20 protein-coding genes and 2 pseudogenes are annotated in these 19,532 nt (G+C 62.4%); 9 read left to right on the top strand and 13 right to left on the bottom strand.

The features are described from left to right. Positions 1-61: 61 nt before the first annotated feature. The 4 genes from omp10 to GGQ66_RS03000 form a co-directional block, all read right to left on the bottom strand. Positions 62-445 carry an outer membrane lipoprotein Omp10 gene (omp10, locus tag GGQ66_RS03015; protein WP_183789261.1) on the bottom strand — a complete coding sequence of 128 codons (384 nt, stop codon included), beginning with the start codon at positions 443-445 and terminating at the stop codon, positions 62-64. Between the two features lie 198 nt (positions 446-643). After that, positions 644-2,086, bottom strand: coding sequence for a homospermidine synthase (locus GGQ66_RS03010; protein WP_183789259.1), 1,443 nt, complete (start codon positions 2,084-2,086; stop codon positions 644-646). Between the two features lie 162 nt (positions 2,087-2,248). Beyond that, a complete protein-coding gene (locus GGQ66_RS03005) occupies positions 2,249-3,178 on the bottom strand; it encodes a heme-dependent oxidative N-demethylase family protein (protein ID WP_210287167.1) in 930 nt (309 codons plus the stop codon). Positions 3,179-3,333: 155 nt separating this feature from the next. Then, the gene (locus GGQ66_RS03000; protein WP_183789256.1) at positions 3,334-5,139 is read right to left on the bottom strand and encodes a M3 family oligoendopeptidase; all 1,806 of its coding nucleotides are present in this window, start codon (positions 5,137-5,139) and stop codon (positions 3,334-3,336) included. Positions 5,140-5,274: 135 nt separating this feature from the next. On the opposite strand from GGQ66_RS03000, the pseudogene GGQ66_RS02995 reads away from it, so the two are divergent. From GGQ66_RS02995 to GGQ66_RS02990, 3 genes and pseudogenes are all read left to right on the top strand, one after another. Next, positions 5,275-6,501, top strand: a pseudogene (locus tag GGQ66_RS02995) (sigma-54-dependent transcriptional regulator); the annotation flags it as partial. Positions 6,502-6,621: 120 nt separating this feature from the next. Then, positions 6,622-6,813 (top strand): annotated as a pseudogene (locus GGQ66_RS23345) (helix-turn-helix domain-containing protein); the annotation flags it as partial. A 297-nt stretch (positions 6,814-7,110) separates the two neighbouring features. Beyond that, complete coding sequence (locus tag GGQ66_RS02990) at positions 7,111-8,955, top strand: peptidoglycan L,D-endopeptidase MepK (protein ID WP_183789253.1); 1,845 nt, start codon at positions 7,111-7,113, stop codon at positions 8,953-8,955. A gap of 78 nt (positions 8,956-9,033) precedes the next feature. Here GGQ66_RS02990 and GGQ66_RS02985 read toward each other — a convergent pair whose 3' ends face one another. The 3 genes from GGQ66_RS02985 to GGQ66_RS02975 all read right to left on the bottom strand — a co-directional run bounded on the left by GGQ66_RS02985 (position 9,034) and on the right by GGQ66_RS02975 (position 10,485). Beyond that, positions 9,034-9,300 (bottom strand): DUF2312 domain-containing protein, encoded by a 267-nt coding sequence (locus GGQ66_RS02985; RefSeq protein WP_183789251.1) that lies wholly within the window; start codon positions 9,298-9,300, stop codon positions 9,034-9,036. 82 nt (positions 9,301-9,382) lie between these two features. After that, positions 9,383-9,688: a DUF1244 domain-containing protein gene (locus GGQ66_RS02980; protein ID WP_183789249.1), complete on the bottom strand. Its 306-nt coding sequence runs from the start codon at positions 9,686-9,688 to the stop codon at positions 9,383-9,385. 11 nt (positions 9,689-9,699) lie between these two features. Beyond that, positions 9,700-10,485, bottom strand: coding sequence for an N-formylglutamate amidohydrolase (locus tag GGQ66_RS02975; RefSeq protein WP_183789247.1), 786 nt, complete (start codon positions 10,483-10,485; stop codon positions 9,700-9,702). 205 nt (positions 10,486-10,690) lie between these two features. Between GGQ66_RS02975 and GGQ66_RS02970 the strand changes: the two genes are divergently transcribed. Together GGQ66_RS02970 and pyk are read left to right on the top strand one after the other, a co-directional pair. Next, positions 10,691-11,140, top strand: a complete 450-nt coding sequence (locus GGQ66_RS02970; RefSeq protein ID WP_370686282.1) for a DUF1036 domain-containing protein — start codon at positions 10,691-10,693, stop codon at positions 11,138-11,140. Beyond that, entirely contained in the window at positions 11,140-12,579 is a 1,440-nt protein-coding gene (pyk, locus tag GGQ66_RS02965; protein WP_183789243.1) for a pyruvate kinase, read from the top strand. The genes GGQ66_RS02970 and pyk overlap by 1 nt, the downstream gene beginning before the upstream one ends. Positions 12,580-12,635: 56 nt before the next feature. Here the strand turns inward: pyk and GGQ66_RS02960 are convergent, their stop codons facing one another. The 6 genes from GGQ66_RS02960 to GGQ66_RS02935 all read right to left on the bottom strand — a co-directional run bounded on the left by GGQ66_RS02960 (position 12,636) and on the right by GGQ66_RS02935 (position 16,506). Continuing rightward, positions 12,636-13,697, bottom strand: a complete 1,062-nt coding sequence (locus tag GGQ66_RS02960) for a hypothetical protein (RefSeq protein ID WP_183789241.1) — start codon at positions 13,695-13,697, stop codon at positions 12,636-12,638. A gap of 9 nt (positions 13,698-13,706) precedes the next feature. After that, positions 13,707-14,339: a tetratricopeptide repeat protein gene (locus GGQ66_RS02955; RefSeq protein WP_183789239.1), complete on the bottom strand. Its 633-nt coding sequence runs from the start codon at positions 14,337-14,339 to the stop codon at positions 13,707-13,709. Positions 14,340-14,427: 88 nt separating this feature from the next. Then, positions 14,428-14,553, bottom strand: a complete 126-nt coding sequence (ykgO, locus tag GGQ66_RS02950) for a type B 50S ribosomal protein L36 (RefSeq protein ID WP_141147817.1) — start codon at positions 14,551-14,553, stop codon at positions 14,428-14,430. Positions 14,554-14,712: 159 nt separating this feature from the next. After that, positions 14,713-15,789: a 5-(carboxyamino)imidazole ribonucleotide synthase gene (locus tag GGQ66_RS02945; protein WP_237358766.1), complete on the bottom strand. Its 1,077-nt coding sequence runs from the start codon at positions 15,787-15,789 to the stop codon at positions 14,713-14,715. Next, on the bottom strand, positions 15,786-16,286 hold the full coding sequence (gene purE / locus GGQ66_RS02940; RefSeq protein ID WP_183789236.1) for a 5-(carboxyamino)imidazole ribonucleotide mutase: 501 nt from the start codon (positions 16,284-16,286) through the stop codon (positions 15,786-15,788). The genes GGQ66_RS02945 and purE overlap by 4 nt, the downstream gene beginning before the upstream one ends. Positions 16,287-16,302: 16 nt before the next feature. After that, entirely contained in the window at positions 16,303-16,506 is a 204-nt protein-coding gene (locus tag GGQ66_RS02935) for a YdcH family protein (RefSeq protein WP_183789234.1), read from the bottom strand. Between the two features lie 323 nt (positions 16,507-16,829). Between GGQ66_RS02935 and GGQ66_RS02930 the strand changes: the two genes are divergently transcribed. The 4 genes from GGQ66_RS02930 (at position 16,830) to GGQ66_RS02915 (ending at position 19,495) form a co-directional block, all read left to right on the top strand. Next, entirely contained in the window at positions 16,830-17,006 is a 177-nt protein-coding gene (locus GGQ66_RS02930) for a YdcH family protein (RefSeq protein WP_183789232.1), read from the top strand. A 232-nt stretch (positions 17,007-17,238) separates the two neighbouring features. Next, the gene (locus GGQ66_RS02925; RefSeq protein WP_183789230.1) at positions 17,239-17,892 is read left to right on the top strand and encodes a thiamine phosphate synthase; all 654 of its coding nucleotides are present in this window, start codon (positions 17,239-17,241) and stop codon (positions 17,890-17,892) included. Between the two features lie 8 nt (positions 17,893-17,900). Then, complete coding sequence (locus GGQ66_RS02920) at positions 17,901-19,052, top strand: tetratricopeptide repeat protein (RefSeq protein ID WP_183789228.1); 1,152 nt, start codon at positions 17,901-17,903, stop codon at positions 19,050-19,052. 143 nt (positions 19,053-19,195) lie between these two features. After that, on the top strand, positions 19,196-19,495 hold the full coding sequence (locus tag GGQ66_RS02915) for a hypothetical protein (RefSeq protein ID WP_183789226.1): 300 nt from the start codon (positions 19,196-19,198) through the stop codon (positions 19,493-19,495). Positions 19,496-19,532: the final 37 nt, after the last annotated feature.

Raw genomic sequence — 19,532 nt, 5'->3', positions numbered from 1 at the left:
TGTTGCAAAGAAAAAGCGCCCCGAAAGGGCGCTTGCTCTGTTCGACATGATTTTCAGGCGGTTAGCCGCGGCGCGACAGGGTGAACTGGCCGCCGGAATCCGAGGTACAATTCAGTTGTGTCGGCGTGACCAAAGCGCAGTTGACGCGCGACTGGGTCTTGCGGACCAGCGAGGTCATGTTGATTTCGAACAGCCGGTCGGACTGCTGGGTATAGTTGCCGGAAGCCAGCAGCGTATTGGTGCCATCGGTCGTGCGTGTCGAGAAGGCGCCGTTCTGGAAGGTCGAGACAATGCCGTTGGCATCGGCCCACTGGCCATCGACCGGCGAAAAAGCTGTCTGCGGCTGGGGAACGGGGCGGGTATACTGGCCCTGCGGCGGCCCGGAAACGCAGGCGGACAGACCGACTGCAGCCAGCGAAAGGGTGAGGCTCGTCCTGATATTCATGGCATTCTCCCGCGACTCTTCACGCACGTTACGCATGTCAGTTCTGACCATGCCGACTGGGCGTTCTTATGACAAGTCGTCAAGGTTGCAACATGTTGATGAATCGGCAGGCGTTGCAAAAATGTCTTGGCGCAAAGATCTGGCGGATATGCCGGCAACGGGAGCTGTCGCTCCGGCTGCCGGCGTTATTTGCGGGGCTCAACGCACCAGAATGTTGCGGAACTGCCAGGCGTCCTTCTCGTCGATGTCTTCCGGGAAGAGGCCCGGACGGCCTTCGAGCGGGGTCCAGTCGGTGTAGTGACCTTCGACCGGGCCGAGATAGGGCGACTGCACTTCCAGGCAGCGCTTGTAATCCACTTCGTCTGCCTCGACGATGCCGGCCTTCGGGTTTTCCAGCGCCCACACCATGCCGGCGAGCACGGCGGAGGTCACCTGCAGGCCGGTGGCGTTCTGGTAGGGCGCGATGCGGCGGGTTTCTTCCAGCGACAGGCGCGATCCATACCAGTAGGCGTTCTTTTCGTGGCCGTAGAGCAGCACGCCGAGTTCATCGACGCCATCGACCAGTTCGTTCTCGTCGAGAACGTGCAGAACCGGCTGGGCCGTGCCACCATTGCCGAACATTTCGTGCAGCGAAAGCACGGCGTCGTTGGCCGGGTGATAGGCGTAGTGGCAGGTCGGGCGGTAAACGACTTCGCCATCCTTTTCGACCGTGAAGTAATCGGCAATCGAGATAGACTCGTTATGGGTCACGAGGAAGCCGTATTGCGGGCCGGGCGTCGGGCACCAGGTGCGAACACGGGTGTTGGCGCCCGGCTGTTCCAGATAGATGGCGGCCTTGCAGCCCTTCTTGTGCTTCTTGGCGTTTTTCGGCATCCACTTTTCATGGGTGCCCCAGCCGAGTTCGGCGGGCTGAAGGCCTTCGGAAATGAAGCCTTCCACCGACCAGGTGTTCCAGAACACGTTGAGCGGCTTCGGATTGATGGTGCGCTGGGTGTCGCGTTCGGCGATGTGGACGCCCTTCACGCCGACCTTCTTCATCAGCTTCGCCCAGCCGTCGCGGTCATCCGTTGCGGGCTCGGTGAACTCCACGCCGATTTCGTTGGCGAGGTTGACCAGCGCCTGCTTGACGAACCACGAGACCATGCCCGGATTGGCGCCGCAGGTGGAAACAGCCGTCGTGCCGCCGGGGTTCTTCTTCTTCTCGTGGCGAACGGTTTCGCGCAGCGCGTAGTTGGTGCGGTCGGCGTTCTTCATGCTCTTGTCGAAGTAGAAGCCCAGCCACGGCTCGACCACGGTGTCGATGTAGAGCACGTCCAGCTTGCGGCAGAGCTTCATCAGGTCCAGCGAACCGGTATCCACCGACAGGTTGACGCAGAAGCCCTGGCCTTCGCCTTCGGTCAGAAGCGGCTTGAGCAGCGTCTTGTAATTGTCCTTGGTGACATGCGCCTGAATGTGCCGGACGCCGTGCTTTGCCAGCAGTTCGGCTTCATCGTTGCGCGGATCGATGACGATCAGGCGGCTCTTGTCGTACTTGAAGTGGCGTTCGATGAGCGGCAGGGTTCCGCGACCGATGGAGCCGAAACCGATCATCACGATCGGGCCGGTGATTTCAGCGTAAACCGGGTAGGTCTGGTCGGTCATGGTAAGGTTTTGCTCCTTCGGCGGATCGAGGTCGTCCGGCTCGTTCATGAATTGGGCGCGATGCCGGGAAGATGTCTTCCCGGACAGTGCTAGATCACAAAACTTCGTCACAATAAAGTGGCGGTCCGGCTGCGTGCAGCGCGATTTTTGCGCCGAAATGTCTCAGGCCGTTTCAGCCCGGGCATGGGCGGCGGCGATGGCGCGCAGGTGGGCGGCGAGTTCCGGCCGCTTTTCGGTCAAGCCTTTGTAATTCGCCTGTTCGAGCGTCAGTCCCTCAAGCTGGTCGGCCAGGGAAAGGGCGGCCGGGGCCAGCTCCGGATTCTCCTCCATAGCCTTCACCGGATCGATATAGATGCGGATCGTGAAGAGCAGGTCGCCGGAGACGGGCATTCTGGCCAGTGACTGGCGTTCGATGCGAATGAAGCTTTCACCGGGATGCACGCGGCGGGCCTCGACGCTGGGCGCATAGGTCTTGGTGGCGGGCAGGTGAAGGGCATAGCTCCAGTTGATCGTCCAGTTGAAGCGCTTCACCGGCATGCCGGGCTTGAAGTTGTCGAACATGCGGTTGATCAGCATGGCGTTGCGGGTGCCGCCCTTGAAGTCCGGCACGGAGGCATGGACCTGTTCCATCGGCTTGCCGAACTTTTCTGCCAGCGACCAGGAGGACGGGAAGGCAAGATGGGCGGCGGCAATCCGCCAGCCGTCCTCACCGCGCCGCATCAGTACAAGATCGTCCTGCACCAGAAGCCCGGCCCGCACGATAGGCGGCAGGCTTTCATCCGTCAGATCGACGGTCTGGCCCGCGACATGAATGAGATTGCCGTCGCGTGTCCACACATCCGGGCGGTTTGTAACCAGCCAGTCGGAGAGTTCCTTCAAGACCTCGCGCTGGGCGGCGTCCGTTTCCGGTTCGCCCTTGTAGATCGTGTCGAAGTGCGTTTCGCCAAGCGCCCGCTTTTCGCTGAGGTAAAAGCCGATCTCCTCGTCCGGCTCGATCCAGCGACCGGGATCCAGCGGCGAAGTCGCGATGGTGAAGGGTTTGTGGTTACCCCGGAAGGGCGTGTAAACCGGCTTTTGAATGCCTTGATCCATTGTTGCTGTTCCCATGTCTTTTTCGGGCATGTTGCGCTGCGAACAGCGTCAGGGCAAGCGCTGTTTTTGCGTGTTCCGGCTTTCCGGACGCCGCAAACGAAAACGCCCGCAGCGGGTGCGGGCGTCGAGAAATGTGCCATTGGCCAAGCTGCGGCTTACGCCTCCCTGTCCAGCGCCTCCAGTTCGTCGATCAGACCTTCGATCATCGAAAGGCCGCGATCCCAGAAGGTCGGATCGGTGGCATCGAGGCCGAAGGGTTTCAGCAGCTCGGAATGGTGCTTGGTGCCGCCGGCCTTCAAAAGCTCGAAATACTTCTGCTGGAAGCCCTCGTCGGCATCGCGATAGACGGCGTAGAGCGAGTTCACCAGGCAATCGCCGAAGGCATAGGCGTAGACGTAGAAGGGCGAGTGGATGAAGTGGGGGATGTAGGTCCACCAGACTTCATAGCCATCCTTGATCTCGATGGCCGGGCCGAGGCTCTCGGCCTGCACCGATAGCCACAGCTTGCCGATGTCATCGGCCGTCAGTTCGCCTTCGCGGCGGGCGGTGTGGACCTTGCGTTCGAATTCGTAGAAGGCGATCTGGCGCACGACCGTGTTGATCATGTCCTCCACCTTCTGGGCCAGCATCGCCTTGCGCTCGCGCTTGCTTTCCGTCCTGTCGAGAAGGGCGCGGAAAGTAAGCATCTCTCCGAAGACGGATGCGGTTTCGGCAAGCGTCAGCGGTGTGTCGCACATCAGAGCGCCCTGCGCTCCGGCGAGAACCTGATGGACGCCGTGGCCGAGTTCGTGCGCCAGTGTCATCACGTCACGCGGCTTGCCGAGATAGTTGACGAGAACATAGGGGTGAGCCGAGGGCACGGTCGGATGGGCGAAGGCGCCCGATGCCTTGCCGGGGCGGGCCGGTGCATCGATCCAGTTCTCATCGAAGAAGCGCCGGGCGATCGCCGCCATTTCCGGCGCAAAGGCGCCATAGGCGTCGAGCACGGTCTTCTTCGCATCCGCCCACGGGATCACCGCATCGGGCGTTTCGGGCAACGGCGCGTTGCGGTCCCAGGTGTTGAGCTTTTCAAGACCGAGCCACTTCGCCTTCATCGCGTAATAGCGGTGCGAAAGGCGCGGATAAGCGGCCTTGACGGCGGCGGCCAGCGCATCGACCACTTCGCGCTCGACACGGTTGGCCAGATGGCGGCTGTCGGCGATATCCTGGAAACCGCGCCAGCGGTCGGAGATTTCCTTGTCCTTGGCCAGCGTATTGGTGACGAGGGTAAAGAGGCGCAGATTGTCCTTGAACACGGCAGTCAGAGCTGCTGCGGCGGCTTCACGCCTGGCCGGGTCGGCATCCTGAAGCAGCGTCAGCGCGCCTTCGAGTGGCATGGTTTCGCCGTTGACGGTGAAGGTGAGGCTTGCCAGCGTTTCATCGTAAAGACGGTTGAAGGCGCCGGCGCCCGTCTGGCTCTTTTCGAGGAAAAGCTGCTCCACCTTGTCTTCGAGCTGGTAGGGCTTGTCCTTCTTCAGATCCTCGACCCAGGGCGCATAATGGGCGGCCCTGGCGTCGTTCTTCAGGCAGGTGGCGATGACGGCGTCGTCGATGCGGTTCAGTTCCAGCGTGAAGAACAGCAGATGCGCGGAGACGTCGGTCAGCTTTGCCTGCGTATCGCCGAAGAGCTTGCCTTTTTCCGGGCTGGTCGTCTCCGCATAATAGGCAAGACCGGCAAAGGAGCCGATGCGGCCCATCAGGTCCGATAGTGCTTCATATTCCTCAAGAGCCGCGCCAATGCCGTCCGCGCCTGTCTTCGTGGCGGCATCCGCCAGCCTGCCCTTCCACTTTTCTTCGAAGGCGATGGCCTTGCGCCCGGCCTGCTCCAGCGCTGCGATGAACTCCGGCGCGGTGGCCGAGGGATAGAGGTGGGTGAGATCCCAGAGGGGCAGTTCGCCGAGCGGGGAAGTGGCAGAGGACATGATCCGGCTCCTTGCTGGCCGTCCGCGTCGGGCGAAACGGCGTCATGCGTCATTGTCCTTGTGTGGTGTCTCGGTCGTTAAAATGCAAGCCTTTCCCAAAACCCGATGTTCAAGCCTTTGTGGCAGGCTGCTCCCATGAAAGCTGCCATAAAAGCAGGGGAGATCAGGAAATTGACAGCGCAAATTCTCATTGTCGACGATGATCCGGTACAGCGCCGACTGCTCAAGGCCGCTGTGGAACGTGAGGGGCATCAGGCCTTTCTGGCGGAAAACGGGCGCCAGGGCCTCGAATTCATCAAATCACACCCTGACGTCGATGTGGTGGTTCTCGATCTCATGATGCCGGAGATGGACGGCCTTGCCGTTCTCGACGCGCTCGCCGTGATGCGGATCGATGTGCCGGTGATCGTGCAGACGGGACAGGGCGGCATTGAAACCGTGGTGCGGGCCATGCGTGCCGGCGCCTTCGATTTCGTCGTCAAGCCGGTTTCGCCCGAACGTCTGGCCATGGCTGTTTCCAACGCGCTGAAGCTCGAGCAGCAGGGGGAGGCGCGCGCACGCCCGGGCCGGGGCAAGCGCGGCGGTGCCGTGAGTTTCGCCGACATCGCGTCCGCCAGCCCGGACATGATCCGTGTCATCGATCTGGCGCGTCGCGCGTCGCAATCGACCATTCCCGTCATGCTGGAAGGGGAATCCGGCGTTGGCAAGGAAATGGCGGCCCGCGCCATCCAGTCGGCGGGCGAACGGGCGGGCAAGCCCTTCGTGACCGTCAATTGCGGTGCCATTCCGGAAAATCTGGTCGAAAGCATTCTCTTCGGCCACGAGAAGGGCGCCTTTACCGGCGCGACCGAAAAGCATACCGGCAAGTTCATGGAAGCCGATGGCGGTACGCTGTTCCTCGATGAGGTTGGCGATCTGCCGCTCGACATTCAGGTGAAGCTGTTGCGCGCCGTGCAGCAGGGCGAGATCGAAACCGTCGGCTCGTCGCGCGTGCAGAAGGTCAATGTGCGGCTGATTTCGGCCACCAACAAGGATCTGATCGAGGAAGTGAAGGCGGGGCGGTTCCGGGAGGATCTCTATTATCGCCTCAACGTCTTTCCCATCACCATTCCGGCGCTTCGCCGCCGCAAGGAAGATATTCCAAATCTCGTTCGCGTCTTCCTCAGCCGCTTTTCAGCCGAACAACGGCTCGGCGTGCCGGTGACGATCAGTGCGGGTGCCATGGCGTTGCTCACCGCCTATGACTGGCCGGGCAATATCCGCCAGCTTGAAAACACCATCTACCGTGCCGTGGTTCTGGCACAGGGGCTGGAACTGACGGAGACGGATTTTCCGCAGATCCTCGCCCAGCTTCCGGATTTTGCGGTCGAAGCGGTACATCGTCCTGCGGGCGAACGGCACTTGCGGCTTATCGAAAGCCTGTCTGCACCGGTGCAGGTCGTTGCCGCCGAGCCGCCGGGCCTCCGGCAAGACGTTATCGTCAGCACCGACGACAGCGGCGAGGTTCGCACGCTGGCCGATGTCGAGGAGGAGCTGATCCGTTTCGCGCTGAAATTCTACGGCGGACAGATGAGCCGCGTTGCGCGCCGGCTCGGCATCGGTCGCTCGACGCTTTATCGCAAGCTGAAGGACTACGGCATCGACCCCGACAACCCGACCCGGGATGTCGCCTGACACGATCTTCGACCTTAAAGCAAACGCCCCCGGACCTTCGCGGTTTCGGGGGCGTTTGCGTTGTTGCGACCACGTTGATCCAAGTTAAGGTCTCGGCAAGGATAAACAGTTACCCTTTATCAATGTCCCGTTAGTGCACGATTCACCATACGGGAAACGAGCGGGTGACTGTGGCCAATTTGCCATCGTGTCACCGTATTTGACAGTCAATTCAGGCAATATCTATTGTCTGCGATGGGGATCGCCTTGCCTTACGGGTATGGAAATGAAACGCCGAAAGCTGCCGCGCGCGGCTTGATGGCCCACTTCAGGACACTGTTTGCAGACAGGATCGTCGCCGGTATCGTCGCTCTTGCGATGGTTTTTTCGTCCTGGCCGGTATCCACGGCGCTGGCTGCTGGCGAAACGCGCAGCCTCAAGATCTATTTCGTTCACACCGGCGAGCGCGCCAATATCGTCTTCAAACGCAATGGCCGTTATGACGAAAAGGGCTTGCAGGCGCTTAACCGCCTGTTGCGCGACTGGCGCCGCAACGAAGCCCGGCGCATGGACCCGCGCCTGTGGGATCTGGCCTGGGAAATCTATCAGGACCTCGGGACCAACGAATATATCTATGCCGTTTCCGGCTATCGCGCACCGGCCACGAACAACATGCTGCGTTCGCGTTCCGCCGGGGTGGCCAAGAACAGCCAGCACACGCTCGGTCGCGCCATGGACTTCTATATTCCGGGCGTGAACCTGAAACGTATTCGCGACACCGCGCTGAAGCAGCAGTCGGGCGGCGTCGGCTATTATCCGAATTCCGGTTCGCCCTTCGTCCATATCGACGTCGCGAGCGTTCGCTCCTGGCCGCGCCTGTCGCGTCAGGAACTGGTCAATCTGTTCCCGAACGGCAAGACCATGCACATTCCCGCCGACGGACAACCGTTACCGGGTTACCAGCTTGCGCTTGCCGAATACAAGCGCCGCGTCAATTCCACGAGTTTCGCCGTGGCCGATGCCTCCTCCGGCTCGCGTCCGAAGAAGCGTAACCTTCTGACCGCCCTGTTCGGCGGCGGTGGCGACGAGGATGAAGACGCCGACGCCATTGTTTCTCCGGCAGCGCCGCCGTCCAGGCCGCAGGCACCTACCCGCGTGGCACCTGCCCAGCCTGTCGAACCCGCGCAGCAGCCCGTGATGACGGCGCGTCAGGAAGTGCGCAATCTGCCGGGCACGGAAGTCGCTTCGGCACCGGTTCCGGCCTCGCGCCCGGCCTTTGCGGGCCAGATTGCCGGCAACGGCCTTGCGACGGCCCTCTATTCGCCGCCGCGGAACACGGCGCAGGAAGCCATCGCCTCGGTTCTGCCTGCGGAACGCCCGCAGACGGCTGAAGCCCGTGCCGTGGCGGATGATCTTGCCGGCATGGCCATTCCCGTGCCGACCCTGCTTGCCAACCGCAATCCGCAGGCCAAGGGTGATGCCGTACTGACGGCATCCGCCCAGCCGATCACGCCGGACCTGTCCGCCGGGGTTCCGCTGCCGGTGGCCCGTCCCGCTGTTGCCGAAAATCTGATGGCCGGCACGGATTCCGATCCGGAGGCCGATGAGGATGCCGTCGAGCAGGAAGCGCTGTCCGCCGACATGGTGGCCGCCCTTTCGACCAGCGGTGCCGATGCCCGTCGTGACTTCCAGTCAGCTCTGGAAAAGGCAGCGACCGCCACCGTCATCGCCACCCGTGTTCCGGTTCCCTCGTCCACACCGAAGCAGGCCACGACCGAAGTGGCGGCACTGGAAACCAGCGCGACGGTTTCGGGCCGTTTCGGCGATGTGTTCGATACGCCGCAGCCGAAGGCCGCTCCGCGCGCCGCCGGCATCGAGGCCGGTCTCCCGGAAAAGGGTGGGCGTCCGCAACAGGCCGAGGCCGAAAAGGCGAACCGCGCCATGACCTCCGGTACCGCCAACCTGACGGGTGACAAGCTCGCGCAATGGGCCTTCGCCACGCAGCGCAAGCCGGCCTCCGCCGGTGCTTTCAAGGCCTCGCGCGTCGTCGCCCAGACGCTTGCCGGCGTCGAGTCCGGCAGCCGCCCGCAGCAGCTCCAGTCCGACGAAGACCGCGCCACCTTCACCGGCACGGCCCGCGTGCTGACCGTCAACGTTCCCTGAAAACGGGTGCCAGACAGCCAATCAAAAGGCCGGGGATCGCTCCCCGGCCTTTTTCGATTCTCGCTTTTCGGGCCGACCTTATTCGGCGTCCGGCGGGCCTTCGATCATGCCAAGCGCGGCAAGATAGGTTTCGAGGATGGCTTCCTCTTCCATGCGCTCCTGATCGTCCTTCTTGCGAAGCGCGATCACCTTCTTGAGGATCTTGGTGTCGAAGCCGGTACCCTTGGCTTCGGCATAGACATCCTTGATATCGTCGGCGATCGTCTTCTTTTCCTCTTCAAGACGTTCGATGCGCTCGATGAAAGCGCGAAGCTGGTCGCGGGCGACGCCGTGAACATCCGTCATCGGTTTCTCCTTGTGGTGCGTGTGCCGTGAAATCTGTCGGGGATGACCTGCCCAAACCGCGAGCGAAGGTCAAGTGAATTGATCAGCCGTGCGGCCTGTTCTTTTCGAAGGCGGCCTTCTTCTTGTCGGATGCCTCGGTCTGGTGCTTCGCCTTCCATTCCTCATAGGGCATGCCATAGACGATCTCGCGGGTCTCGTCCTTGGAAAGGGCAACGCCCGCTTCCTTCGCTGCTTCACCGTACCAGTTGGCAAGGCAGTTCCGACAGAAGCCTGCAAGGTTCATGAGGTCGATGTTCTGCACATCCGGACGGGCGTCGAGATGGGCGAGCAGGCGGCGGAAGGTAGCGGCTTCGAAGGCGGTCTTTTCGGCTTCGCTGAGTTCGGTCATTGCTGGTTCCTTCAGATGTCGGCGCGGGAGGGGTGAACCTCGTAGACATGGAGCGCAGGGTCTTCATTCATCGCGGCGAAAATGGGGTGCAGGCGCTTTGCCCAGCTTTCTATGCCGGCCTCGTCGCCAATCAGGTCCTGCCGCACTTCCAGCAGCACATGCGGCGTGCCGTTCTTCGTGCAGTGCCAGTACATGGTGTCGTTTTTCAGTGCGCCGTCATAGGGTTCGTTATCGCCAACCAGAATATCGCCGGGTTCGCGCAGCCGCTCGATAAGCTGGCCGGCGGCGCGGAAATCGCTGTCCCAGAGGATGGCGGCGTGCCAGGGGCGCGGCACATTCTTCCAGGCGGGTGTGTAGGAATGCAGGGAGATGACGAGCGGTGCGCGGCCCGACATTGTGGCGACACGGGCGATGGTTTCGCTGACTGCCTGATGATAGGGCCGGTGATAGTGCGTCAGGCGGTGTTCGCGCTCCTCCGGCGAAAGTGGATAATTGCCGGGAATGATCGCGCCGTCGGAAATCTGCATCACCAGCGTCGGGTCATCCTCGCCGCGGTTGGGATCGATCAACAGGCGGGAGAAGCGCGACAGGACCGCCGGCACGCCGAGCGAGGCCGAAAGGTGGCGCGTGAGGCCCTCGACGCCGATGTCAAAGGCGATGTGACGGGTAAAGGCGCTGTCCGGCAGGCCAAGACGGGCGTAGGCTTCCGGTACGATGTTCGTGGCATGATCCGCCAATATCACCATCGCCTTGTCATAATCGCCGTCCAGAATTTCGAAAGGTTTGTTTTCGGTCATAGCTTTACCGGATTGTCCGCTCAAAAATCGGCGGTGTGATCGCACGGGGGGCTGTGTCATGCAAGAATTTAACCGATTTAATCGTGCGGCCTGTGCGAGGGCGTTCCTCGCGTTGACAATCGTTCAGTGGCGCGCGAAAAAGACAAGGCATACGAAAATGGGAGACATGGTGCGAGTCGTGCCGAAATTTCAGTCATTCGCCGCCGTGGCCAAAGGCCGGCATCTTCTTTATGCCGGTATCGCAGCAAGTTTCTGCCTGGCGCCGTTCTTCACAGCAAGCGATGCGCGTGCCGATTTCCGTGTTTGCAACGGAACCCAGAACCTCGTCGGCGTGGCCATCGGCTATCGCGCGGCTCAGGGCTGGATCAGCGAAGGCTGGTGGCAGGTTCCGGCATCCACCTGCGCAACCCTCATCGAGGGCGAATTGCAATCGCGTTATTATTATCTCTACGCCGAAGATGCGGCCCGTGGCGGTCGCTGGACCGGCGAGGTGAACATGTGCGTGGCGGAAAACGAGTTCAAGATTTCCGGCGTCGAGGACTGCTTCGCGCGCGGATATCAGAGAATGGGTTTCAAGGAATACGATACGGGTCGGCAGGGTAGCTGGATGGTCCAGCTTTCGGACACGCCCGGTGCTCAGGAAGGCCAGAACTGATGAAGCGGAACCGTAAAGTCAAGATCCTTGCCACGCTTGGTCCTGCCTCCGCCGAGGAGGAGATGATCCAGAAGCTGCATGAGGCGGGGGCTGATCTCTTCCGCATCAACATGAGCCATGCCAGCCACGACCTGATGCGAACGCTTATCCAGCGTATCCGTTCGGTCGAAGCCCGCTGCGGCCGTCCCATCGGTATCCTGGCCGACCTTCAGGGCCCGAAGCTGCGCGTCGGCAAGTTTGCCGAAGGCAAGGCCGACCTCGTGCCCGGCGCCACCTTCACGCTGGACAACAAGGACGAACCCGGCGACACGACCCGCGTGTTCCTGCCTCATCCCGAAATTCTCGAAGCCGTGCGCCCCGGCCACCGTCTGTTGATCGATGACGGCAAGCTGAACCTGCGCGCCGAAAAGTGCGACGGCAAAAGCATCGTCTGTACGGTCATTTCCGGCACCCGTATTTCCGACCGCAAGGGTGTGAGCCTTCCCGATACACTGCTGCCGGTTGGTGCGCTGACGCCGAAGGACCATGCCGACCTTGACGCCGTTCTCGAAACCAACGAAGTCGACTGGGTGGCGCTGTCCTTCATCCAGCGCCCGGAAGATCTGGCGGATGTGCGCAAGGTGGCGCGCGGTCGCGTTGGCCTGATGTCCAAGATCGAAAAGCCGCAGGCCATCGAGCGCATCGATGAAATCATCGAACTTTCGGACGCGCTGATGGTGGCGCGCGGCGACCTTGGCGTGGAAATGCCGCTCGAAGCCGTTCCGGGCCTGCAGAAGCAGCTCATCCGCGCGTGCCGCAAGGCCGGCAAGCCGGTCGTCGTCGCCACCCAGATGCTGGAATCGATGATTACATCACCGGTGCCGACCCGCGCCGAAGTGTCAGACGTGGCCACCGCGGTGTTCGAAGGGGCGGATGCCATCATGCTGTCGGCCGAGTCCGCTTCGGGCGCTTATCCGATCGAGGCAGTTTCGACGATGGCCTCCATCGCCACGACCATCGAGCGCGAGCCGCACTATCCGGGCATCATTTACGCCCAGCGCCCCCAGCCGGAAGCAACCGGCGCGGACGCCATCTCTCTTGCTGCCCGCCAGATCGCCGAAACGCTGAAACTGACCGGCATCGTCTGCTACACCGCCACCGGCACGACCGGGTTGCGCGCTGCCCGTGAACGTCCGCAGGTGCCGATCATCGCACTGTCGCCTTCGGTGCAGACCGCGCGGCGCTTGTCGGTTGTCTGGGGCCTGCATTGCGTTGTCGAACAGGATGCGACCGATCTTGAGGACATGGTGAACCGCGCCTGCCGTATCGTGGCCAAGGAAGGCTTCGGCAAGCCGGGCGACCGCATCATCATCTCCGCTGGCGTGCCGCTTGGCACGCCCGGCTCCACCAACCTTCTGCGCATTGCCTATATCGGCTCGGACGGGCTAAGCGGCATCTGATCGCGCAGAAACGGGATGATTGCGAAAGGCCGGCGGGAACGCCGGCCTTTCCGCTTTCAGGCAGCGCGTGCGAAAAGGCGACGCAGGTTGCGGATGGTGTCGATCACCGTCCAGAGCAGGCCGAGGCCCCAGCCGAGCAGGGCGAGGAGCGCGCCGGCAATGGCATAGGCAAGCTTGCCAAGGCGGATCGCGCCCTTGCCGAACAGTCGCACCACGGCGGAACTGTTGTCACCCATGCGCCTTGCCATCTTGGTGAAGCGCGGCAGGTCGGTTGCGACGTCATCGACATGCTCGAGCGCGCGCAGGGTGGCTTTGACGCCGCCGGCGTTGACGAGTTCGCCGGTGTTGCGGGCTATGGCGCCGATCTCGGCGGCAATCTTCGGGCGAATGACGGGCGCCAGTGTCTTGCGGAGAGCGGCAGGATCGACCCTGTCAACCTTGTCGGCCAGCCCGTGCTTTCCGTGCCATAGCTGCTTGAGGGCGCGGGTATCGATGAGATCGGAGGCCAGCACCGTCAAGCGCTTGCGCAGGGGGCGCGACAGTTTGTTGGTGCGGTTGGCGGTCTTGACCAGCGACAGGCCGAGATCGATCGGACCTGAGCCGGGCAGGAGAGTCACCAGTCCCAGCGCCGCCAGTCCGAGCGTCAATCCGTCATAATCCTCACCCTGTGCGAGGCGCGTGCCCTGAAGAACGACATCCCGGATGTCGCCTACTACGAGGTAGTCGGCCGTCAGGGTGCCGCCCAGCGCTGCAAGGCTGGAAACGTCGCCGGTTACGGCACCATAGGCGAAATCGCGTGTGTTGAGCCATGCGGTGGTGGCCGTATCCGGTTCCGTTGCTGCGACAAGTTCGGGCGGCAGGGTGTGGCCGCTTTCCGTGGCCAGCCGCACCAGTTGCCGGGCGTCATCGAAATCCTCTTCCGCTACCGCCTTGCGAATTTCGGCGATGAAGGTTTCGCGCGGGGCGTGGCGCAGGCGAAAGCCGGTGATGGAAACGGGGTCGGCATAGGACCAGACGAGTTTCAGCACCTCGATCTGCCCCGAAGCCGTGAAGGCAATGGCTGTGGCGGCAAGCGTGATGATCGCCATGGATTTTCGCAGCCAGGAAAGGATCGTCATGGCCGGCGCTCAGGCCCGGCTTCCCGCCAGTTTTTCCGAGAGGTCGGCGGCCTTTTTCTGGGCGTCGCGGTCAGCAGGGTAAATTTCCAGATAGCGTTGCCAGGCCTTGAGCGCGGCTTCGGTTTTCTCCGAGCCTTCGAGGATTTCCGCCATCATTGCAAGCGCGCCGAAGTGGCGGGGTTCGCGCACCAGAACGCGATTGAGGTCGCTCATCGAGCGTTTGTCGTTGCCGATTTCGTGGTTGAGCACCGCGCGCTTGGTCCAGACGCTAACGGAATCCGGTTCGAGAACGGCGGCCTGATCGAGAAAGTCGAAGGCCGCGGCGTTGCGCTTGGCCTTGGCGGCGTCATCGGCCCATTTGACCAGAAGATTGACGGTCGGGCTGCCGGAATCGTTCCAGGCCCCCCACAGGCGGCGTGCGATGACGGCGGCCTTGTCTGAGTCGCGTTCGCGCTTCAGTTCTCCCAGAAGCGAGTCGATTCGCTCGTCTTCTGTCGGCTGTGCGGCAAGCGGTGCGGGCCATGTGTCGGCGGGGGGCGTCTGTTGCGGGCCGGGTGCGGGAACGGCAGCAGGCTGCGCCATCGCGGGGATGGTGGGCAGGGCAAGACCGGCACAGACAAGAGCAGACGTCAAAAAGCGCATGGCGGGAGTTTATCCCGCCATGCGCTGTGATCCAATCAATTTTCCGCGCATCCTCAGAAAAATCCGGGGCGCGGAGCCGTCCGCAGTCTCAGCCCTGGCGAGCCTTGAAACGCGGGTTCAGCTTGTTGATGATGTAAACGCGGCCCTTGCGGCGAACCAGACGGTTTTCCCGGTGACGGGCCTTCAGGGCTTTCAGAGAGTTCTTGATCTTCATTTCTTTAAGTCCGCAAGGCTTCGGGGACGCGTCCCCTTCTGTCTCAACAATAAAAAACACGCTCTCAAGCGCGTTCTTTTGGGTTGGCAGGTGGATACAGGCTCGTCTGTGGCCTGTCAACCGCCGCGCGGGGCATTTCCTGAGAAAGCCCCGTATTTCCTACCTTTTGAGCACGGTGACGTGGCCCATCTTGCGGCCGGGGCGCGCTTCCGCCTTGCCGTAGAGATGGACGAGAGCCTCCTTTTCCCTCAGCCAGCCATCCAGCCCGTCCACATCGTCGCCGATGAGGTTGGTCATCACACAATCGCTGTGGCGTACGGGGTTGCCGAGCGGCAGGCCGGCCACGGCGCGTATGTGCTGCTCGAACTGCGAAACCACGCAGGCCGCTTCCGTCCAGTGGCCGGAATTGTGCACGCGCGGGGCAATCTCGTTGGCCACCAGCCTGCCATCGGGCAGGGCGAAGAACTCGATGCCGATCACGCCGACATAATCGAGCGCGCCCAGAAGCTTTTCCGCTGCGGCAAAAGCGGTCTTCACGGTTTCGTCCGCCACATTGGCCGGCAGGGTGGAGGTGTGGAGAATGCCGTTGCGATGCACGTTTTCCGCCGGATCGTAGCAGGCGATCGCGCCATCCGCCGCGCGGGCGGCGATCACGGAAATCTCGCGCTCGAAGGGCACAAAGCTTTCCAGAATGAGCGGAACGTCGCCCAAGGCTGCAAAGCCGCCTTCAGGGCTGTCATCCGGCCCCTTGAAAACGCGCTGGCCCTTGCCGTCATAGCCGAGGCGGCGGGTCTTCAGCACACCCTTGCCGCCAAATTCGGAAAGAGCCGCTTCAAGCCCCGCCTGATCGTCTATGGCGCGGAAGGCGGCGGTCTCGATGCCGGCGGCGTTGAGGAAGGTCTTTTCCGTCAACCGGTCCTGGGCCACTTCCAGCGCCTTCGGCGGCGGGAAGACAGGCACCTCGCGCGCCAGCGTGGCGGCGGCGATGACCGGGACGTTCTCGAATTCATAGGTCACGACATCGCTGAGCGCCGCAAGTTCGGCCAGCGCCACCGGATCGTCATAGGCGCCGGCGATCTGGCGGTTGGCGACCTGCGCTGCGGGACAATCGGCCTGCGGTTCGAGAATGACGGTGCGATAGCTGAGACGCGCGGCTGCCATGGCCAGCATGCGGCCAAGCTGGCCGCCGCCGATGATGCCGATCGTGCTGCCGGCCTTCAGGGGGGCGAAAGTCATGGGGTGTCGTCCAGCGGGTAATCCGCGACGGATGCGCTCTGGCGGCGGCGCCATTCGTCCAGCCGCTCGGCCAGCGCATCGTCATAAAGGGCAAGTACTGCGGCGGCGAGCAGGGCGGCATTCACCGCGCCGGCCTTGCCAATGGCCAGCGTGCCGACCGGAATGCCGGCGGGCATCTGGACGATCGAGAGCAGGCTGTCCTGTCCCGAGAGGGCTTTCGACTGAACGGGAACGCCGAAGACGGGGAGCGGAGTGAGCGCTGCCGTCATGCCGGGCAGGTGGGCGGCTCCGCCGGCGCCGGCGATGATGACCTTGAAGCCTTCCTCGCGCGCACCCTTGGCAAATTCCACCATGCGTTCCGGTGTGCGGTGAGCCGAGATGATGCGGGCCTCATAATCCACGTCGAGCGCTTCGAGCGTGTCTGCGGCGTTCTTCATGGTTTCCCAGTCGGACTGGCTGCCCATGATGATGGCGACGGGCGGCGATGTGACGCTCATGTGCGGCCTCCGGCTTTCAGGCGATGATGTCGGGAATGATCTGGTCTTCGATCTGGCTCATCTTGTCCTTGATCGCCAGCTTCTTCTTCTTCATGCGCTGCACGCGCAGCGCGTCGCAGCCCGTCTTGATCATGGCGTTGATGGCCGCGTCATAGTCCTCGTGCTCCTGGCGCAGACGTGCCAATGTGAGCCTGGTTTCGGCCTGATCCTGATCTGCCATAGTCCATTTCCCCAGTGGAACCCCGGATGCCGTTCGCGCGATCGGGCGCGAAAACATGCGCAAGGCTGAAACCCTTCTTGAACTTTTCATTGCGCGATCCGTTTCCGGACACCGGGCGGCCATCATGGCCGTCCTTGCGCGTTGGCCATGCCTCTACCATCAAACCGTCTTCACGGGAAGTTAGACATGATCACGAAATTACCACGGTTGCGACAAGATTTCACCTTCGACAATGCCGGCTGTTCGTGTCACACTTCCTTCGTAAACCTGAGGTCCCGGCGATGGGATGGCCGGGGCGGGTACACGAAGGAAGGACGTGTTACATGACGATTCAGGCTCATCTTGAAACGCTTGAAAAGAAGCATGGTGCTCTTGAGGAGGAGCTGCGCACCGCACTGACGTCACCCTCTTCGACTGACAGACTGATTTCCGATCTCAAGCGGCGCAAGCTGCGCATCAAGGACCAAATGCAGCGCATCAAGGAATCGACACGCCACTGACCGCGTAACAGTTGCATTTATTTGTGAACATGCCGCCGCTCGAATGTGGTTCCGTTTCCCGGAGGTTGGAAACGGAACCACCGGGCGGCGGTCCCGTTTCCGGGGTTCATTTCCGCCCGATCCCGCCCGTACGACTTCGCGCACCATTGAACCTTGCGCGCGTCCGGTTTATCGAAGAGCCGAAGAAACAGGGCCGCGCCATGCGCGACTGGCCCAGCCGAGCAGGATTGACATGACCGGACCCGAAGACCGTTGCCGCCTGGTATTGATCGTTCCCCAGGGAGAAGACGCGGAAGCACAGGCGAAAATTCTGGGCGATGCGCTGAAGGGCGGCGATGTCGCCTCGGTGATCATCCCGCAATATGACGAGGAAGACGGCGCGTTCCAGAAGCGCGCGGCGCTGCTCGTGCCGCTGGTACAGGAAGCCGGCGCGGCGGCGCTGATTGCCGGTGACAGCCGCGTGACGGGCCGGGTCAAGGCCGATGGCATCCACATTGCCGGCAATCTTGCCGCCCTGGCGGAAGCCGTGGAAAAGTTCACGCCCAAGATGATCGTCGGCGGCGGTAACGCGACCGAGCGCCACACGGCGCTGGAAATGGGCGACGCCAACCCCGATTACCTGTTCTTCGGCAAGCTGGATGGCGATATCAAGCCGGAGCCGCATCCGAAAAACCTTGCGCTTGGCCGGTGGTGGGCCGAAATGGTGGAAATTCCCTGCATCGTCATGGGCGGTTCCGATCTCGCTTCCGTTCTCGCGGTGGCGGATACGGGGTCCGAATTCGTGGCGCTGTGCAAGGCCGTTTTCGCCCATCCGGCGGGTGCTGCGGTGGCCGTTGCCGAAGCGAATGCCCTGCTTGACGAAAAAGCGCCACGGTTTGAGGCTTGAAGGTTCGCATGAGCCTCATTTCGCCCCGCCGTCTTTCCGTTTTCGTGCTTGCCTCGGTGCTCGGCGCCGCGGGCCTGTCCCCTGTCGCCTTTGCCGAAAACAGCAGCGGCCAGCAGATGGAAGGCGGCGCATCGCCGGTGAAGACCAAGCGGGTGAAAAGCGGCGAACGGCCACGTTCCATCATGGAAGCGCCGGATGGCCCTGCGGGTGGGTTGCGCATATTTGACCGCATGGGGGCCAACCTGCCGCCGCTTCCGCCGGAAAAGCCTTTTGCCGGGCCGGTCGATGACGCTTACGGCGCCTATCAGCGCGGACTTTACCTCACGGCTTTCCAGCTTGCGCTGGCGCGGGCGGAAAAGGGCGATGCCGTCGCCCAGACGCTGCTTGCCGAAATGATGTCGCAGGGGCTTGGCATCAAGCGCGACCGCAAGAACGCCGCCTTCTGGTATGGCGAGGCCGCGAAGGGCGGCGATCCCGCTGCGATGTTCAAGTATGCGCTGCTTCTGACCGACGGGCGCGATGTGCCGCGCGATGAGAAACTGGCGCGGGACTATATGCGCAGGGCCGCCGATGCGGGCAACGTCTCGGCACTGTTCAACTATGCGCAGATGCTCGCTACGGAAAATCCGGACGACGAGGGCTTGAGGCTCGCCATGCCGTATTACGAACAGGCGGCCGACAAGGGGCTTGCCGATGCGCAATATGCGCTCGCCCAGCTTTATATCGGGCTTGAAGGCGTGCCTGCGGAAAAGAAGGCGAAGGCCCGAGACTATCTCAAGCGGGCGGCGATCGCCGGCTTCGACACCGCCCAGCACGACATGGGCGTGTGGCTGGTCGAGGGTATTGGCGGCGATGTCGATTACGAGACCGGCTTCCGCTGGATGCGCATTGCCGCGCTGCGGGGTAATGTAGCGGCGGAAAACAAGCTGGCGCTTCTTTATGTGAATGCCATCGGTACCAAGCCCGATCCGGTCGAGGCGGGCATGTGGTATGTGCTGTCACGCCGCGCCGGCCTTGCCGATGACGATCTCGAGGATTTCTTTCTCGGCGTGAGCGATGAGGTTCAAAAGAAGGCGAATGATGCCGCCTCGCGCATGGCCGCCAGCCGCCGCGCCGCCGCCGGTATTGCCCGTGTCGAACTGCGCAAACTCGCGCAATAGGTCCCGGCTCTGGTAGGCACCGCAATTTTATCCGCTTCCGACACCTTTGATTAACCAACGAAGTCCATTCTCAGGGTTTATCGGATGTTAAGCAGAACGGCTGCCGAAGGTGCAGACGTTCTTCAGCGGGAATGGATCTGTCGATGTTCATGGGCATTCTGGGCGTTCTCTACGCCATCATCGCCGGCTTCTGCCTTGCCATGACGTTGATCGAAGGCGCGTTGGGGCGGCACCGGGGTTGGGACCTGATGCGCGTTGCGGGCCTTGCGCTCGCACTGTTCTGGCCGCTCATCATCACGCTCCTTTTCTTCAGCAGCCCGCGCGGCCTGCGCCTGCGGACGGCGGTGCGCGATTTCGTCCGCCAGCCGTTCCGGGCGCTTGAAAAGAACGAGCAGCCGCGCCATTCGGCAGGCAAATTGACGACCGGCAGCGCCGCCCCTTGAATTCCACCGCATTTTGTGGTCTTGAACCCGCCGATCA

Source organism: Allorhizobium borbori, assembly GCF_014196535.1.
GTDB lineage: Bacteria > Pseudomonadota > Alphaproteobacteria > Rhizobiales > Rhizobiaceae > Ectorhizobium > Ectorhizobium borbori.
This window is presented reverse-complemented; position numbering and strand designations above follow the sequence as displayed.

Coding starts and splice junctions, on each gene's coding strand:
- GGQ66_RS02925 (WP_183789230.1), top strand. CDS start 17,239: ATGACCGGACCCGAAGACCGTTGCCGCCTGGTATTGATCGTTCCCCAG.
- purE (WP_183789236.1), bottom strand. CDS start 16,286: ATGAGCGTCACATCGCCGCCCGTCGCCATCATCATGGGCAGCCAGTCC.
- pyk (WP_183789243.1), top strand. CDS start 11,140: ATGAAGCGGAACCGTAAAGTCAAGATCCTTGCCACGCTTGGTCCTGCC.
- GGQ66_RS02915 (WP_183789226.1), top strand. CDS start 19,196: ATGTTCATGGGCATTCTGGGCGTTCTCTACGCCATCATCGCCGGCTTC.
- GGQ66_RS03010 (WP_183789259.1), bottom strand. CDS start 2,086: ATGACCGACCAGACCTACCCGGTTTACGCTGAAATCACCGGCCCGATC.
- ykgO (WP_141147817.1), bottom strand. CDS start 14,553: ATGAAGATCAAGAACTCTCTGAAAGCCCTGAAGGCCCGTCACCGGGAA.
- GGQ66_RS02945 (WP_237358766.1), bottom strand. CDS start 15,789: ATGACTTTCGCCCCCCTGAAGGCCGGCAGCACGATCGGCATCATCGGC.
- GGQ66_RS02975 (WP_183789247.1), bottom strand. CDS start 10,485: ATGACCGAAAACAAACCTTTCGAAATTCTGGACGGCGATTATGACAAG.
- omp10 (WP_183789261.1), bottom strand. CDS start 445: ATGAATATCAGGACGAGCCTCACCCTTTCGCTGGCTGCAGTCGGTCTG.
- GGQ66_RS02955 (WP_183789239.1), bottom strand. CDS start 14,339: ATGCGCTTTTTGACGTCTGCTCTTGTCTGTGCCGGTCTTGCCCTGCCC.
- GGQ66_RS02985 (WP_183789251.1), bottom strand. CDS start 9,300: ATGACGGATGTTCACGGCGTCGCCCGCGACCAGCTTCGCGCTTTCATC.
- GGQ66_RS02935 (WP_183789234.1), bottom strand. CDS start 16,506: ATGGCAGATCAGGATCAGGCCGAAACCAGGCTCACATTGGCACGTCTG.
- GGQ66_RS03000 (WP_183789256.1), bottom strand. CDS start 5,139: ATGTCCTCTGCCACTTCCCCGCTCGGCGAACTGCCCCTCTGGGATCTC.
- GGQ66_RS03005 (WP_210287167.1), bottom strand. CDS start 3,178: ATGGATCAAGGCATTCAAAAGCCGGTTTACACGCCCTTCCGGGGTAAC.
- GGQ66_RS02930 (WP_183789232.1), top strand. CDS start 16,830: ATGACGATTCAGGCTCATCTTGAAACGCTTGAAAAGAAGCATGGTGCT.
- GGQ66_RS02960 (WP_183789241.1), bottom strand. CDS start 13,697: ATGACGATCCTTTCCTGGCTGCGAAAATCCATGGCGATCATCACGCTT.
- GGQ66_RS02990 (WP_183789253.1), top strand. CDS start 7,111: ATGGCCCACTTCAGGACACTGTTTGCAGACAGGATCGTCGCCGGTATC.
- GGQ66_RS02980 (WP_183789249.1), bottom strand. CDS start 9,688: ATGACCGAACTCAGCGAAGCCGAAAAGACCGCCTTCGAAGCCGCTACC.
- GGQ66_RS02920 (WP_183789228.1), top strand. CDS start 17,901: ATGAGCCTCATTTCGCCCCGCCGTCTTTCCGTTTTCGTGCTTGCCTCG.